The organism is Ensifer sp. Root278 (genome assembly GCF_001429285.1).
Lineage (GTDB): Bacteria > Pseudomonadota > Alphaproteobacteria > Rhizobiales > Rhizobiaceae > Ensifer.
In genome coordinates, this window is sequence record NZ_LMJJ01000008.1 from 163,733 (window position 1) to 179,416 (window position 15,684).

The 15,684-nt window shown below is 61.3% G+C and carries 11 protein-coding genes; 8 read left to right on the forward strand and 3 right to left on the reverse strand.

The window, feature by feature from the left end; all coding sequences use genetic code 11:
• Positions 1-274 precede the first annotated feature (274 nt).
• The 5 genes from cyoA to ASE60_RS09545 all read left to right on the forward strand — a co-directional run bounded on the left by cyoA (position 275) and on the right by ASE60_RS09545 (position 5,233).
• Positions 275-1,348, forward strand: coding sequence for a ubiquinol oxidase subunit II (gene cyoA, locus ASE60_RS09525; RefSeq protein WP_113132302.1), 1,074 nt, complete (start codon positions 275-277; stop codon positions 1,346-1,348).
• Positions 1,349-1,428: 80 nt separating this feature from the next.
• A complete protein-coding gene (cyoB, locus tag ASE60_RS09530; RefSeq protein WP_057249582.1) occupies positions 1,429-3,432 on the forward strand; it encodes a cytochrome o ubiquinol oxidase subunit I in 2,004 nt (667 codons plus the stop codon).
• 4 nt (positions 3,433-3,436) lie between these two features.
• Positions 3,437-4,057 carry a cytochrome o ubiquinol oxidase subunit III gene (gene cyoC, locus ASE60_RS09535; RefSeq protein WP_057249584.1) on the forward strand — a complete coding sequence of 207 codons (621 nt, stop codon included), beginning with the start codon at positions 3,437-3,439 and terminating at the stop codon, positions 4,055-4,057.
• Positions 4,054-4,455, forward strand: coding sequence for a cytochrome o ubiquinol oxidase subunit IV (cyoD, locus tag ASE60_RS09540; RefSeq protein WP_057249586.1), 402 nt, complete (start codon positions 4,054-4,056; stop codon positions 4,453-4,455). Before cyoC ends, cyoD begins: the two co-directional genes overlap by 4 nt.
• 85 nt (positions 4,456-4,540) lie before the next feature.
• On the forward strand, positions 4,541-5,233 hold the full coding sequence (locus ASE60_RS09545) for an SURF1 family protein (protein ID WP_057249714.1): 693 nt from the start codon (positions 4,541-4,543) through the stop codon (positions 5,231-5,233).
• A gap of 479 nt (positions 5,234-5,712) precedes the next feature.
• On the opposite strand, the gene ASE60_RS09550 is transcribed toward ASE60_RS09545, so the two are convergent.
• From ASE60_RS09550 to ASE60_RS09560, 3 genes are all read right to left on the reverse strand, one after another.
• A complete protein-coding gene (locus ASE60_RS09550; protein WP_057249716.1) occupies positions 5,713-6,195 on the reverse strand; it encodes a heme-binding protein in 483 nt (160 codons plus the stop codon).
• A gap of 87 nt (positions 6,196-6,282) precedes the next feature.
• Complete coding sequence (locus tag ASE60_RS09555) at positions 6,283-6,891, reverse strand: response regulator transcription factor (protein ID WP_057249588.1); 609 nt, start codon at positions 6,889-6,891, stop codon at positions 6,283-6,285.
• Positions 6,888-8,426 (reverse strand): ATP-binding protein, encoded by a 1,539-nt coding sequence (locus ASE60_RS09560; RefSeq protein ID WP_057249590.1) that lies wholly within the window; start codon positions 8,424-8,426, stop codon positions 6,888-6,890. The genes ASE60_RS09555 and ASE60_RS09560 overlap by 4 nt, the downstream gene beginning before the upstream one ends.
• An 882-nt stretch (positions 8,427-9,308) precedes the next feature.
• Between ASE60_RS09560 and ASE60_RS09565 the strand changes: the two genes are divergently transcribed.
• The 3 genes from ASE60_RS09565 (at position 9,309) to ASE60_RS09575 (ending at position 15,674) form a co-directional block, all read left to right on the forward strand.
• Positions 9,309-10,484 carry an efflux RND transporter periplasmic adaptor subunit gene (locus ASE60_RS09565; protein ID WP_057249592.1) on the forward strand — a complete coding sequence of 392 codons (1,176 nt, stop codon included), beginning with the start codon at positions 9,309-9,311 and terminating at the stop codon, positions 10,482-10,484.
• Positions 10,485-10,514: 30 nt separating this feature from the next.
• A complete protein-coding gene (locus ASE60_RS09570) occupies positions 10,515-13,685 on the forward strand; it encodes an efflux RND transporter permease subunit (protein WP_057249594.1) in 3,171 nt (1,056 codons plus the stop codon).
• A 135-nt stretch (positions 13,686-13,820) separates the two neighbouring features.
• Positions 13,821-15,674, forward strand: coding sequence for an ABC transporter ATP-binding protein (locus ASE60_RS09575; protein WP_057249596.1), 1,854 nt, complete (start codon positions 13,821-13,823; stop codon positions 15,672-15,674).
• Positions 15,675-15,684: the final 10 nt, after the last annotated feature.

Below are 15,684 nucleotides of genomic sequence, written 5' to 3' on the forward strand. Positions count from 1 at the left end.
CTGATATCAAGAATGCCGCGCACGTACCTGCGCACATGTCTCATTTGAGTTCGTGCCTAACGTTCGCTGGAGCAGCTGGCATCGGACCGACAATGAGACTTTGCGCCCGTACAAACGCGCATAAAGCGATAAGGCTGTCACTGCACTGCGGCAAAATGCTGCGCTGCGACGATGGACCTCACTTCCATGCGCGATCATGCCCGAGTAATGCCGACTAGACAAAACGCAAGTTGAGGCCGCAATGCCGAAGCCATTCAGTTTAGCCGGACGATCGATGATATCCGTCCTGTTGCTCTCGACACTCACGGGATGCAACATGGTTGTGATGTCGCCATCCGGCGATATTGCCGCACAGCAGAGGGATCTGATCGTCATTTCGACGGTCCTGATGCTGCTGATCATCGTACCCGTCATTTTCCTGACGCTTTTCTTCGCCTGGCGCTATCGCCAGTCGAACACTGCCGCCAAATATGATCCGGAATGGCACCATTCCACTGGTCTTGAAGTCATCATCTGGTCGGCGCCGCTGGCGATCATCATCGCGCTCGGGGCGATCACCTGGGTGAGCACACACAAGCTCGATCCCTACCGGCCGCTCGACCGCATCGATGCGGCACGTCCGGTGACGGAAGAGGTGAAACCGATCACGGTCGAGGTCGTAGCCCTCGACTGGAAATGGCTGTTTTTCTATCCGGACTATGGCATCGCGACAGTCAACGAGATGGCAGCACCCGTGGACGTGCCGATCAACTTCAAGATCACGGCATCCTCGGTGATGAACTCCTTCTATGTTCCGGCGCTCGCCGGCATGATCTATGCCATGCCCGGCATGGAGACCAAGCTGCACGCCGTCATCAACAAGGCGGGCGAATACGAAGGGCTCTCATCCAACTATAGCGGTGACGGCTTCTCGCACATGCGCTTCAAGTTCCACGGTGTGGACCAGGCGGGCTTCGACCAGTGGGTCGCCCGGGCGAAGCAGAACGGCACGATGCTCAACCGCGATGCCTACCTGAAGCTCGAAAAGCCGAGCATCAAGGAGCCGGTGCGCTACTACGCCTCCGTTGACGACGGCCTCTATGAGGCGGTGCTCAACATGTGCGTGCGGGAAGGGCAAATGTGCATGAAGGACATGATGCACATCGACATGATGGGCGGCGCCGGCGTCGAAAGCCACGAGAACCGCGCCAAGCTCGAGCATGACAACCGTCATGCCGGCGGCGCGACGGAAGCGGCCGCACCCGGCGCAACCTTCCCCGAAACCGGCAATCCTGCGCGTAGCGAGGAACCGGCCGAGGGCGTCAAGCAGCCAGCGCCGATGAACCACGATATGCACAAGACGCAGTAGGATTTCGCGCGCTCGCCGGCTCCGATCCAGCGAGCGCCAAGGTCCCTTTGGGCCGCAATTCGAGACATATTGGAAGACCCATGTTTGGTGACACCAGCCTCACGCAATTCATCTTCGGGCGGCTTACCTGGGAAGCGATCCCCTATCATGAACCCATCCTCGTCGCGACCTTCGCGGTCGTGGCAGTGGTGGGCCTTGCGATCCTCGCCCTGATCACGAAATACAAGCTCTGGGGCTATCTCTGGCACGAGTGGTTCACGAGCGTCGATCACAAGAAGATCGGCATCATGTATATTATCCTGGCGATCATCATGCTTTTGCGCGGCTTTGCCGATGCGCTGATGATGCGCCTGCAGCAGGCGATCGCCTTCAACGGCAATGAGGGCTACCTCAACCCGCATCACTACGACCAGATCTTCACCGCCCATGGCGTGATCATGATCTTCTTCGTGGCGATGCCCTTCGTCACCGGCTTTATGAACTATGTCGTGCCGCTGCAGATCGGCGCACGCGACGTCTCCTTCCCCTTCCTCAACAACTTCTCGTTCTGGATGACCACCGGCGGCGCCGTCATCATCATGATGTCGCTGTTCGTCGGCGAGTTCGCGCGCACTGGCTGGCTTGCCTATCCGCCGCTCTCGGGCGCCGACTACAGTCCCGGCGTCGGGGTCGACTATTACATCTGGGGGCTACAGGTGGCGGGCGTCGGCACGACGTTATCGGGCATCAACCTGATTGCGACCATCGTGAAGATGCGAGCCCCGGGCATGACCTTCATGAAGATGCCGGTCTTCACCTGGACCTCGCTCTGCACCAACATCCTGATCGTCGCGACCTTCCCGATCCTGACGGCGACGCTGGCACTCCTGTCGCTCGACCGCTACCTCGGCATGAACTTCTTCACCAATGACCTTGGTGGCAATCCGATGATGTACATCAACCTCATCTGGATCTGGGGCCACCCGGAGGTCTACATCCTCGTCCTGCCGGCCTTCGGCATCTTCTCCGAGGTTGTTGCGACCTTCTGCGGCAAGCGTCTCTTCGGCTACACCTCGATGGTCTACGCCACCTGCGTGATCATGATCCTGTCGTACCTGGTGTGGCTGCACCACTTCTTCACGATGGGGTCTGGCGCGTCGGTCAACGCCTTCTTCGGCATCACCACGATGATCATCTCGATCCCGACGGGTGCCAAGATGTTCAATTGGCTCTTCACCATGTATCGCGGCCGCATCCGCTACGAATTGCCGATGCTGTGGACCATCGGCTTCATGGTCACTTTCGTCATCGGTGGTATGACCGGCGTCATGCTGGCGATCCCGCCAGCCGACTTCGTGCTGCACAACTCGCTGTTCCTCATCGCCCACTTCCACAACGTCATCATCGGCGGCGTGCTGTTCGGGCTGATGGCCGGGCTCGTCTACTGGTGGCCGAAGGCCTTCGGCTACAAGCTCGATCCGTTCTGGGGCAAGATGAGCTTCTGGTTCTGGCAGCTCGGCTTCTTCTTCGCCTTCATGCCGCTCTATGTGCTTGGCCTGATGGGGGTGACCCGCCGTGTCAGCCAGTTCGAAGATCCGTCGCTGCAGATCTGGTTCATCATCGCCGCTTTCGGCGCCGTCCTGATCGCAATCGGCATCGCTTCCTTTATCATGCAGCTGATCGTCAGCTTTCTGCGCCGCGAGCAACTGCGCGAGACGTCCGGTGACGCCTGGGATGCCAGAACGCTTGAATGGTCGACCTCGTCGCCGCCGCCGGACTACAACTTCGCCTTCACCCCGGTCGTGCATGACCACGACAGCTGGTACGATATGAAGAACCGCGGCTATGAGCGCCCGCTCACCGGCTTCAAACCGATCCATATGCCGAAGAACACCGGCACGGGCGTCATTCTCGCCAGTATCAGCGTCGTGCTTGGTTTGGCGCTGATCTGGTACATCTGGTGGTTGGTGGCCGTGTCCTTCATTACCCTGCTTGCCGTCGCAATCGGCCATACCTTCAACTATCAGCGAGATTTCTTCATCCCCGCAGAGACTGTAGCGGCGACTGAAGATGCACGCTCCAAGCTGCTCGCGGAACGGACCTGAGACGATGAGCGAAACCCAAGTCCAAGAAAACGAGAAGCCGCAGTTCTACATCACGGAAGAGCATCACCCGGAACACAGCACCATGCTGGGCTTCTGGCTCTACCTGATGAGCGACTGCCTGATCTTCGCCGTACTGTTTGCCACGCACGGCGTCGTCGGCCGCAACTACGCGGCGGGACCGTCACCGGCCGACCTGTTCGACCTTAGCCTCGTTGCCTTCAACACGGCGATGCTGCTTCTGTCGTCGATCACCTATGGCTTTGCCATGCTCCAGATGGAGCGCAACGCCAAGATGGAGACGCTCTTTTGGCTCGGCGTCACCGGCGTGTTCGGCGCAACCTTCCTGGCTGTGGAGCTCTATGAGTTCAATCACCTGCTTCACGAGGGCGCCGGCCCGACACGTTCGGCCTTCCTGTCGTCGTTCTTCACGCTGGTCGGCACGCACGGCCTGCACGTCACCTTCGGCATCATCTGGCTGATCACGCTGATGGTGCAGGTCAGCAAACATGGGCTGATCCCGGACAACCGTCGCCGTTTGATGTGCCTGTCGATGTTCTGGCACTTCCTCGACGTCATCTGGATCGGCGTCTTCTCCTTCGTCTATCTCCTGGGAGCTCTCGGATGAGCGCACATTCCGACCACGAAAGCGCGTTCGAACCTCACCACGCGCACAGCCATCACGGCGATGCCGCCGGTCACGGTTCGTTCAAGAGCTACATGACGGGCTTCATCCTGTCGGTGATCCTGACGGCTATCCCGTTCTGGCTGGTCATGGGCGGCGTGCTGGACAGCAAGCTTTTGACCGCCGTCATCGTCATGGGCATCGGCGTCGTCCAGATCGTCGTGCACGTCATCTACTTCCTGCACATGAACGCCCGTTCCGAAGGGGGCTGGACGCTGATGGCGCTGATCTTCACGATCGTCATCGTCGGCATCGCGCTCGCAGGTTCGCTCTGGGTCATGCATCATCTCAACACCAACATGATGCCGATGACCCACGAGATGATGAAGAACATGCCCTGAGCGCGGGACGGGGCAGGCGGACACGACGATGATCACCGACGACAAGGCGACGGGGAGGGTCCGTCTATCCTCCCGCGCCCGCCTGATGATGACGGGTGCCTTGCTCTTCCTCGTTGCGGTGTTCCTGGCGCTCGGCACCTGGCAGGTGCAACGGCTCTATTGGAAGCTCGATCTCATTGCCCGTGTCGAGGCGCGTGTCGGTGCACCCTCTGTACCGGCGCCAGCGCAATCCGATTGGGGTGCCGTCAGCCGGGAAAAGGACGAATACCGCCGCGTCAGCGCGACCGGTACCTTCAGGCACGACCAAACCGCTCTGGTACAGGCGGTGACGGAGCTTGGCGCCGGATTTTGGGTCTTGACGCCGATGCGGCTTGAGGATGGCTCAACCGTGCTGATCAATCGCGGCTTCGTGCCGGCCGATCGCCGCGATGTTGCCGGACGCGGTGAGGGTGAGCTCGACGGAACCGCTGTGGTAACCGGGCTTCTCCGCATCACCGAACCCGGCGGCGCCTTCCTGCGGTCCAATGACCCGGCAAGCGATCGGTGGTTTTCGCGAGACGTCGCCGCAATCGCCCCAGCGAAGGGCCTGCACAATGTCGCGCCTTACTTTATCGATGCGGATGCAACACCCAATCCCGGTGGACTGCCGATCGGCGGCCTCACGATCGTCCGCTTTCGCAACAGCCACCTGGTCTATGCGCTGACGTGGTTCGCACTCGCGACGATGAGCGCCGCAGGTGCGTATCTCGTCTACCGCCAGCGGATCAAAGCAGACTGAGAGCGCCGGGTATGCTCGGTTCCGGCTGGGACGGCTGATGCCGCTCATCTACGACAGTATTCCGCTCGCCCGAGTTCAACGAAACAGGGCGCTCGACCCGTGTTCCGGGGAGCGCCCTGTTCGGACCCGGAGTGCCGTCATCGCATGCTGATAGCATCGCTGATGACAAGCTCTCGAAACGGGTGATGTCCCTTAAATGGAGTGGGCGGCTGCAATTTCAAGGGACCAGTGCGGGGCCGGTTTCGAGTAGGCTTCAGATGATGGCCGGCGCAGCGGAGCACCGAGGGTCCGCAAAGACCTTGCCCGAGGCGTGCGATCCGGCACGATATCCGTCGGCAACATGAAGCCCACGCAGGACTGACGGCCAGTGCATGCAGGCGCTTCGGCCCTGCGAAAGTTTCTGTTGGATCGGTTCCGAAGCGCAGAACCTCCAACGGAAAGTGGCCCTCTTGGGAGGGCCACTTCTGATGTCCAGCGGATTACTTGGCGCCGATGGCCTGAAGGCCGGCCGTGGCGCAGTTCGCGTCGATATCGCCCGACGGCGCACCGCCTACGCCGATGCCGCCAACCAGGGCCTTGCCGAACTTGATCGGCACGCCGCCAGCCTGGATCACCATCCGGGCGTCCATGTCGCGAAGACCTTCATTCGCCGGCTTGGAGGCGATGAACTCGCCGAGGCCAGCCGTGTCGCGACCCATGGCAGCAGACGTAAAGGCCTTGCCCTGCGCGCTGTTACCGGTGTGCGGACCGGAATTGTCGGCCTTCAGCAGCACCTTGGTTGCGCCATCGCGACCAACCACGGCAACGCTGACATTGTGGCCTTCCGCGGCGCAAGCCTTCACTGCGGCTTCGGCAGCCTTGACGGCCATGTCGAGCGGCAGGTAGGCCGCGGTCGGGAGTTCCTGCGCCGTGGCGGCGACGGGAGCGAGAAGCGCGGCTGCGAGCACGATATTGCGGATCATCATAGGTTCCTTTCCTGTTGATGTGGAAAGGCTATCCCGCCTCGGCTGTCGCCGGTATTCGTAGACCTTGCGCGAGCATCCGTAGTTCTACGGAGTTTTCGTTCCGTCGAGCCAGATGCGCGTCATCTCCGCCTGCGACGTGCTGCCGAGCTTGGCACCGATTGCGGCGCGATGGCTTTCGACGGTACGCGGCGAGAGGCCGAGACCTTCGGCGATCTGGCGGGTGGTGAAACCCGCAGCGATACGGTCGAGAACTTCGCGCTCGCGCTGCGTGAGCATCGCCAGCAAAGCGAGCGTCTCTGCCTTCTCGGCATGCACGCGCATGGTCCGCTCCAGCAGTTCATGGCCCTTATGGATCGCATCGATCAAGTCCTGCTCGTCGACAGGCTTCGAGAGAAAATCGATCGCGCCATTACGGAAGGCACGACGGCAGGCCTCGATATCACCATGACCGGAGATAACGATCGTCGGCCAGTCTACCCCATGCTCCCTTAGTCTTTCCTGCAGCTTCAGCCCGGAGATGGCGGGCATGCGGATATCGAGCACCAGGCAGCCGGGCTCGAGGCGCGAAACCTGTGTCAGAAAGGCTTGCGGATCAGAAAAACCCGTGACCTTGATGCCGACCGTCGAGAGCAACAGGCTGAGCGCGCGACGCACTGCATCGTCATCGTCAACGAGATAGACGGGGAGGGTCATCGCATCGGCTCCTCGGTTCGGCGCGCACGGGGCAGCGTCACCTTGAAGGTGGCACCGTGGTCGCTCTCGACCAGGGCAATTTCGCCGCCGGCGCGTTCCACCAGTCGCCGGCTCAGCGCCAGACCGAGCCCGGTGCCCCCGGTGTGGGTCGTCACGAATGGCGTGAACAGCTGCGGGCGAAGTGTTTCCGGAACGCCGGGGCCGTTGTCGGCGACCTCGAAGACCACCGTGGTATCGTCCTCGCTCAAGGTAACGGCCACGCGTCCTGTATCGCCCGCCTGTTGAGCCAAAGCCTCAAAGGCGTTGCGGACCAGATTGAATGCGACCTGTTCGATCTCGACCGGATCGGCAACGACCGAAACCGATGTTTCTGGAACCTGAAAATCAAGCTGAATTCCGCGTGATATCGCGTCCGGTTCAAGTAGCGCTTCAACATTTGCGAGCGCCTGACGCAGATCGAAGGCAGCAACCGGCGCCGCATGCGGCTGCGACCAGTTGCGGAACCTTTCCAATATGGCGGATGCCCGGCGCGCTTGGCTCACTGTATCCTCCAGTACCGGAGCAAGCGCTGCGTCTTGCCCTTGGCTGAGCAGCCGGCGCCCGGCCTGCGCCTGCGCAAGGATTGCAGTCAGGGGCTGGGTCAGTTCATGCGCCATGCCGCTCGCCATTTCGCCAAGCGCGTTGACGCGCGAGGCGTGCGTGAGGCGCGATTCCAGCGCACTGAGCGTTGCCTGCTGTTCTGCAGCGCGCGTGCGCGCACGCTGGCGCAATGCGGCCAATCCAGCGAGATAGGCGAGGCTGACCACCAGAAGCGTCAAGCCGGTCTGTACGGGCGGGAACATGTCCGCGAGTCCGATCTCCATGCCTGTTTCGAGCAGCAATGGCTGCGATACGCTGCTCAGCGCCTTCGAAAAGCGGATTGCCTCGGGCAGGGCGGCAGGCTGGAGCAGGAGGTGTCCGTCCGGCAAAGATAACCGCACCGCGACCCCCGGGCGAGACCAGAATGGCCCAACGTCTCCGATCAACTTCGCTGCGTCGATGCCGAGCATCAATCCATAGCGGGCCCCGTCGCTGTTCGGGCTGCGCTTGACCATAATGTAGTGGCCGGAGCGTTGCGGATGGGGCAGGAGAGCAATGCGCCCGTCCGAAGCTCTGGCAGCTGCCCGGATGAGCTCTGTGGCCTTGGCGTCGAATGGATCGGTCCCGACGGTCTCCGCATTTGGATCCAGGGGGACGAGCTGAACCTCGTCGATCCGCGGATAGAAGCGCGCAATCGTGCGGGCGACCTCGAGGAACAGGTCGTGCCTGCGCCCTTCGGAGGCGACGGCAACGGCCGACAGCGCGGTCAGGTGCGCATCGTGTTGATCGGCCCGCTGGGAGGCCAGGCTATGGAGGAGCGTGCTCTCTTGCTCAAGTTCGGCAACCAGCGCCTGGCGTTCCCAGCCCGCCAGCATGCCTCCACCGACAAGCAGGAGCAGACACCAAAGGAGGGCCAGATAGAAGGGGCGTTCGAAGATCGAGCGATTGCTGTGCATTATCGATTCGGCGGTCTTGTTGTTATGCGCTGCCTTCAGCAGAGAGCGGTCGCAGGTCAGGCGCGATCGTGTTCGCCTCGATCATCTCGCCGGTGAAATGCGCGCTGTCAATCCATCGAGCTGCAAGCATTGCCCAGGCATCGATGCAACAGCAAGCTTCGCGCCGACTGCGAATCCATGCAGTGCTCCGTCTCCGTCGACGCACCCGCGAGGGTGTCGCTGTCCCTTACCGACCTCTACCCGTCCGCTACCAGAGTCGTCCGAGCCCAATCCGATCCCGGGCCGCAATGTCCCCGCAACACAGCGCCGCCACGCTCTCCGCCTGGAGTGATCGAAGGAGACTGGGCAGGACGGGCCGATCCAGGCGCGACGAGGATGATGCGCTCCTACCAACCCACAGAAGCGCGGGCGTGGTGCGCCACATCGCCGACGTGCTCTGCTCGATTGCTGCATTCCTTGCAATCAGTTGGCACTACAGTTCCACCGCCAAAACAGTGAATGGATCAAGCACTTGGCCAGGTTATCTAAAACCCGACCATCACTCTCGCCTGACGACCCGCCAGGAGAAGCGTCTCGTGCGGCTGGAGCTGCCGCCAAGCGCGACCGCGTGTAGATCTCTAAACATGAACAATTTTTAATTGTTTTTCAGCGTGTTGCGCCATTGAAGCGGCCAGATTCGCGCCCAATTTCGGAAGCGTTGGCACGACGCGCGCTCTTTCCCAGATGCGCCTCCGCCGCCCCAATTGGCCGAACAGATCAGAAGGGATCCGCTGCACCCGCAAACGGACCACGCTGGCTGTGCGGATACCGTCTTCTGGGTCTAACGTCGCGGTCCCTCTTGAGGCGGACGTCCGGAGCATATCAAGGATCGCGGAGGCGCTGATGGCCAGTCGATCAAGTATCGCGATCCTCGCCGCGGGTTTCCTCTGTGTGGCCGCCGTCGGGGTCAGTGTGACCAGGACGGCCGTACTGAGCGAGGCAAAGCCCGAAAGTGGTGTTGCAGCCAACTCCAGACATGGAGGCAGCGTGCCCGTCGAAACGGCCACCGTCACGCTTCAGGACGTTCCCGTCATTGTCCATGCCTTGGGCAATGTCCAGGCGCCCGATACCGTGGAAGTGGGTGCCCGCGTCGCAAGCCAGATCACCGCCATCCACGTGAAGGACGGCCAGATGGTCAAGGCGGGGGATCTGCTTTTCACTCTGGATGACCGGGTGATGCAGGCGCAGCTCGCGCGTAACACGGCGATCCTTGCCAAGGACGCTGCGCAGCTCTCGGACGCGAAAATAGAGATGGAGCGCGCAAGAACCCTGCGCGACGACAAGACGGGTACGCAGCAGACCTATGACACCGCTCTCTCGCTGCAACAGTCGGCGCAAGCAACGCTTGATGCTGACCGAGCATCGGTCGACGCCGATCAGGTCGCGCTGAGCCTGACCCAGATCACCGCGCCTATCGGTGGTCGCCTCGGGGTCGTTCAGGTCGCTCTCGGTGATCTTGTCGGTCAGACGGGCGCTACCTCCAACAATCTGGTGACGATTACGGCGATAGACCCGATCGACGTTGCCTTCCATTTGCCGGAACAGCAATTGCAGACGTTCAAGGCGCTGCTCGATCAGGGCAAACCGCCGCGTGTGCGGGCCAAGCTGAGCGGTTCTGAAACGGCCATAGGCGAGGGCGTGCTCGATTTCATCGACTCCTCGGTCGACGCCGCCTCAGGCACGATCGCCATGCGGGCGACCTTCCCCAATGGCGCGCAAAAGCTATGGCCAGGTCAGTTCGTCGATGTCGATATCGAACAGGAGCAATTGCATCAGGCGCCGGTGATCCCGAGCGTTGCCGTGCAACCAGGCCAGAACGGCCCCTTCGTCTTCCATGTGAAGGATGACAACACGGTGGAAACACTGGCCGTAAAGCCTCTGTTCGATGACGGAAAACTGGCTGTGATCGCTTCGGGGCTCGCCCCGGGCGAAAGGGTCGTGGTCGAGGGACAAGCCCGCCTGAAACCGGGCGATGCCGTAAAGGCGGTGCCTCCTGGCGCACAACCGCTGACGGATTGAGTTCCTGCGATATTTCGGGAGTGAACGAAGATGCCACTGTCCGAGTTCAGCATTCGCCGTCCGATCGCCACCACGCTGTTGTCGGTCGCACTTATCCTTGCGGGTGTCTTCAGCTATCTCGTCCTGCCGGTTGCGGCCCTGCCGCGCACCGACTTCCCGGTCATCAACGTCTCGGCCTCGCTCCCGGGCGCGTCACCGGATACCATGGCGACCTCGGTTGCAACGCCCCTTATTAAGCAGTTTGCGACGATAGCGGGGATCGACACGATCTCGACGACCAACGCGCTTGGCTCCACGTCGATCTCCATCGAGTTCGTGCTCGGGCGCAACATCGATGCCGCCGCCGCCGACGTGCAGGCGGCCATCACCAGAACGCTGAGGCTCCTGCCGCAGGATATGCCGGCGCCGCCAAGCTATCGTAAGGTCAACCCGGCCGATGCCCCGGTTCTGCTGCTGGCGCTGAAGAGTGATACGGTGCCTCTCACCGATCTCGATGCAATCGCACAACAGGTGATTTCTCCCACCTTGTCCGTGCTTGACGGGGTGGCCGAAGTGTCCATCTTCGGCAGCCAACAATTCGCCGTGCGCATTCAGATGCACCCGGATGCGCTCACGGCGCGGGGTATCTCCGTGGATGCGCTGAAAACCGCGGTCGTTGCGGCCAACGACAATTCCCCGCTCGGCACAGCGCAGACGAAAGACCGCCAGGTGGCGATCGTTGCCGATACGCAGCGGATGAACGCTGCGAGCTTCGCAAACATCATCATCAAGAGCGACAACGGCAGGCCTGTGCGGCTTGGCGATGTTGCGACGGTGGTCGATTCCATTGCCAACGATCAGACGGCGAGCTGGCATGACGGATCGCGCGCCATTATCCTGGCAATCCTGCGCCAGCCGGATGCGAACACGGTACAAGTCGTCGACCGGGTGCAGGCGCTCCTGCCGTCGCTGCGCCAGTCGCTTCCCGCGTCCGCCTTCATCAAAACGCTCAACGATCGTTCGACCTCGGTGCGCGGCGCGGTGCGCGACGTTCAATTTACCCTCGCGCTGACCGTTGGCCTGGTGATCCTCGTTATCTTCGTGTTTGTCCGCCGTCTCTGGGCAACGCTTATCCCAGCGTTAGCCGTGCCGATCTCCATCATCGCCACGTTTGCCGCAATGTATCCACTCGGCTTCTCGATCGACAATATCTCGCTGATGGCGCTGACGCTGTCTGTCGGGCTCGTGGTGGATGATGCGATCGTGATGCTGGAAAACATCGTTCGGCACATGGAAGAGGAGGGCGCCGATGCCTTTTCGGCCGCGCTTGCGGGTTCGAAGGAAATCGGCTTCACCATCGTCGCGATCTCCCTGTCGCTGGTCGCAGTGTTCATACCGGTCCTGTTGATGGGCGGCGTCATCGGCCGCATCCTTCACGAGTTCGCGGTGGTCGTCACCGTGGCGATACTCGCCTCCGCCCTCGTTTCGCTCACGCTGACGCCGATGCTCGCCGCGCGACTGCCTGCCAACAAGGACAGCGCGCCAGCGGCCGGCGTGCTTGCGCGATTGGACATTGCGTTCGAGCGCGGCTTCGCTCGCGTCGTGACTACCTATGAACGGCTGCTTTCCATCTGCATCCGGCAGCGTGGCCTGGTGCTTCTTTTCTTCCTGTTCACCGTCGCGATCACGACCTATCAGATCACGACGATCCCGAAGGGCTTTTTCCCTCAGGAGGATATAGGCCAGCTCCAGGTCACCACTCAGGCGCGCGAGGATATCTCCTTTGCAGCGATGACGGATCTTCAGTCCAAGGTAGAGGCGGTCTTTGCCAAGTCGCCCTATGTCGCCCATGTGGCAAGCGCGATCGGTTCGGGTGGTGCATCGACGGCGCTCAACACCGGGCGTCTGTTTGTGGAACTCAAGCCCAAGCGCGACCGCCCTCCGCTCGAAACCGTTCTTGCCGATTTACGCCGGGAGCTTGCGGCCATTCCCGGCATCCAGGCGTATATGTCGCCGATCCAGAACCTCTCCGTAGGGTCGCGCGCCGCCGCCAGTCAGTATCAGCTGGTCCTCCAGAGCCTCGATCAGCCGCTGATGAACGAGTGGGCACAAAAGCTCTGCGATGCGATGATCTCTGATCGCGCCTTCTTCACCGACGTCAACAGCGACCTTCAGATCAACGCGCCGCAAACGCGCCTGGTCGTCGACCTCGACAAGGCGGCAACGCTGGGAGTCGATGCCAGTCAAGTGCGTACGACACTCTATGGCGGCTTCGGCGCCGAGCAGATCTCAACGATCTACACGGCAGGCGACAGCTACGAAGTCATCGTGGAACTCGATCCGAGCATCGAGTGGTCTGCGGACAAGTTCGCCGAACTGCGCGTCGGTGGCGCGAATGGTGCGCTTGTGCCCCTCGGCGCCTTCGCCCGTGTCGAAACGGTGTCCGGGCCATTCACCATCAATCAGCTGGGGCAACTGCCGGCGGTCACGATCTCCTTCAACCTGCCGGCGCAGGTCGCTCTTGGCAACGCACTTGCGGAGGTCGCGCGCCTCAAGACGGAGATTGGTATGCCCTCAGCGATCGCCACCCGAAACTACGGCACCACGCAGCTCTTCGAGGATGCTGCCGCCAACCAGGGGTTGCTGATCCTCGCGGCGATTGTGACGATCTATCTGGTGCTCGGCGTCCTCTACGAAAGCCTCATCCATCCGCTGACCGTGCTCTCCGGCCTGCCGTCGGCGATTTCCGGGGCGCTTCTTGCGATCTACTTCTGCGGCTTCGACCTCTCGATCATCGCGATCGTCGGGGTGCTGATGCTGATCGGCATTGTCAAGAAAAACGCGATCATGATGATCGATGTGGCGCTGGCGCTGCAGCGTTCTGGCAGTTCGGCCCGCGAGGCAATCCACCGCGCCTGCCTTATGCGCTTCCGCCCGATCATGATGACCTCCGCCGCCGCGATCATGAGCACATTACCGATCGCGGTCGGCAGTGGCGCGAGCGCCGAACTGCGCCAGCCGCTAGGTGTCGCGGTGGTCGGCGGCCTAATGGTATCGCAGTTCGTGACCCTCTTCGTGACGCCCGTGATCTACCTCTACATGGAGGACCTGACGCGGTGGATCTCAAATCTGCTTGGCGTGACCGCAAAGCTTGAACGACGACTACCAACAAGTGTCAGCCAAACAGTCGTTAATCCGGCGGGCTCCCCAACTGACAAATAACGGTGCGAACGCGTTCTGGCTTCTATGCCTGTGGCCAGCCAGAAGGTTTTTCTAGTTGAGATTGCGGCGCGATGGTGGTGCAATGCTCGGCGTGTAGCTAGACCTTCCTCTCCCGACGATCGAACCGAGCGGCTTATGTCCATTTCAGATGCGATCTACCGCCCCTTCGAAACGCTGATCCGACCGCTCGACATCCCATACCAACCACTTCCCACCAGCGGACCCGTCGCGGTCCTCCTGCACTTCATCCGGATGTTTCGTGCCGTCGTCATTGCGATGGCGCTGACGTCGATGGCAGTGGAAGCCATCAACCTGACGATCATCTGGGGGCTATCGGTGATCGTCGATGGCGTGGCGACACAGGGCGTCGCGCTCTTCGTCGAGAACCGGTTCTGGCTGTTGGCGTTCCTGGCCTTTCTGATCTTTCCGGTGATGCCGATCTTCTTCTACATCACCAACATTCTGAACTCGCATACGATCGGCATCAGTCTGCCGATCGCCATACAGTGGCAGGGGCACAAGGCCATCGAAGGGCAGGATCTCGCCTTCTTCCATGACCTTTTTGCCGGGCAGGTGGCATCGCGTCTCGGCCAGGTCGCCAATGCCGTTCAGCAACAGATCCTGATTGCCTTTCAGACGGCGCCGCGCTTCCTGCTTCAGATCGTCGGCTCGGTTCTGCTCCTGTTTGCGCTCTCCTGGCAGTTGGCGTTGCCGGTCGTCCTTTGGGTGATCGTCAATGTGCTCTTCACCATCAAGGTCGTACCGGATTTCACGGAGCGCGCACGGCGCTCGGCGAAGCAGAACAGCCTGGTTTCCGGCGCGATGACCGACATCTACGGCAACATCCAGATGGTCAAGCAATTCGCTGCCGAAGACAGTGAGGCGGGTGCGCTGCGGAAGATTATGTCGAAGGCGGTCGGTACGCTGCACCACGAGCAGCGCATCTACCGGACGACCGAGCTCGTCGTCATCAGCCTCAACATGCTGCTCTGGCTCGTCATGCTGGGCATCGGCTTCTGGGGGCTATTCGACAGCTTTCTGACGGTCGGCGATTTCGTTGCGACCGTCTATATCCTCCAACGGCTTTCGGCGAGCTCCTTCACCTTCCTGCAGATGGGGCAGCAGATCTTCAAGGCGCTGGGCACGATCAAGGATGCCATGCCGGTCATGACCACGCCGCCGACTGTGACCGATCGACCGGACGCAACGAAGCTCACCGTTCCGCGCGGCGAAATTCGGTTCGAGAATGTTCGCTTCGCCTACAAGGTGGACCGGCCGGTCATCGATGATCTGTCGCTGACGGTTCGCCCGGGCGAGAAGGTGGGTTTGGTCGGCCTGTCCGGTGCGGGCAAGACGACGCTGGTCAGCCTGTTGCTGCGTTTTTATGACATCCAGGGGGGCACCATCCACATTGACGGGCAGGACATTCGCGCCGTGAGCCAGGCGAGCCTGCGGCGAAACATTGGTGTCATCGCCCAGGATGTCGCGCTCTTGCACCGGTCGGTCGGCGACAACATTCTGTATGGTCATCCCGAAGCAACCCGGCCGGAAATCGAGCAGGCCGCAAGGGCAGCGCAAGCCGATACCTTCATCGCCGAACTGACCGATGGCGAGGGTCGCAAGGGCTACGAGGCCTTTGTCGGCGATCGCGGCATCAAGCTATCAGGAGGTCAGCGACAGCGTGTTTCGATCGCGCGGGTGCTGCTGAAGAATGCGCCAATCCTGATCCTCGACGAAGCCACGTCCGCACTGGACAGCGAGGCCGAGGCGGCGATCCAGGAAAAGCTCAACCTGCTGATGGACGGCAAGACAGTGATTGCCATTGCCCACCGCCTTTCGACGATTGCTAGGATGGACAAGATCATCGTTCTGGATCGCGGCCGGATCATCGAGGAAGGCACACCGGATGCGCTCCTGGAGCGAGACGGGCTCTATGCCCGTCTTTGGAAGCGACAGACCGGCGGCTTTATTCCTGAAGAACTGGATTGATCGCCGCCGT

What these genes read in the sequence shown, in the direction of transcription:
- ASE60_RS09570 (WP_057249594.1), top strand. Translation starts at nt 10,515, where the DNA reads ATGCCACTGTCCGAGTTCAGCATTCGCCGTCCGATCGCCACCACGCTG.
- ASE60_RS09555 (WP_057249588.1), bottom strand. Translation starts at nt 6,891, where the DNA reads ATGACCCTCCCCGTCTATCTCGTTGACGATGACGATGCAGTGCGTCGC.
- cyoA (WP_113132302.1), top strand. Translation starts at nt 275, where the DNA reads ATGATATCCGTCCTGTTGCTCTCGACACTCACGGGATGCAACATGGTT.
- cyoC (WP_057249584.1), top strand. Translation starts at nt 3,437, where the DNA reads ATGAGCGAAACCCAAGTCCAAGAAAACGAGAAGCCGCAGTTCTACATC.
- ASE60_RS09575 (WP_057249596.1), top strand. Translation starts at nt 13,821, where the DNA reads ATGTCCATTTCAGATGCGATCTACCGCCCCTTCGAAACGCTGATCCGA.
- ASE60_RS09550 (WP_057249716.1), bottom strand. Translation starts at nt 6,195, where the DNA reads ATGATCCGCAATATCGTGCTCGCAGCCGCGCTTCTCGCTCCCGTCGCC.
- ASE60_RS09545 (WP_057249714.1), top strand. Translation starts at nt 4,541, where the DNA reads ATGATGACGGGTGCCTTGCTCTTCCTCGTTGCGGTGTTCCTGGCGCTC.
- cyoD (WP_057249586.1), top strand. Translation starts at nt 4,054, where the DNA reads ATGAGCGCACATTCCGACCACGAAAGCGCGTTCGAACCTCACCACGCG.
- ASE60_RS09560 (WP_057249590.1), bottom strand. Translation starts at nt 8,426, where the DNA reads ATGCACAGCAATCGCTCGATCTTCGAACGCCCCTTCTATCTGGCCCTC.
- ASE60_RS09565 (WP_057249592.1), top strand. Translation starts at nt 9,309, where the DNA reads ATGGCCAGTCGATCAAGTATCGCGATCCTCGCCGCGGGTTTCCTCTGT.
- cyoB (WP_057249582.1), top strand. Translation starts at nt 1,429, where the DNA reads ATGTTTGGTGACACCAGCCTCACGCAATTCATCTTCGGGCGGCTTACC.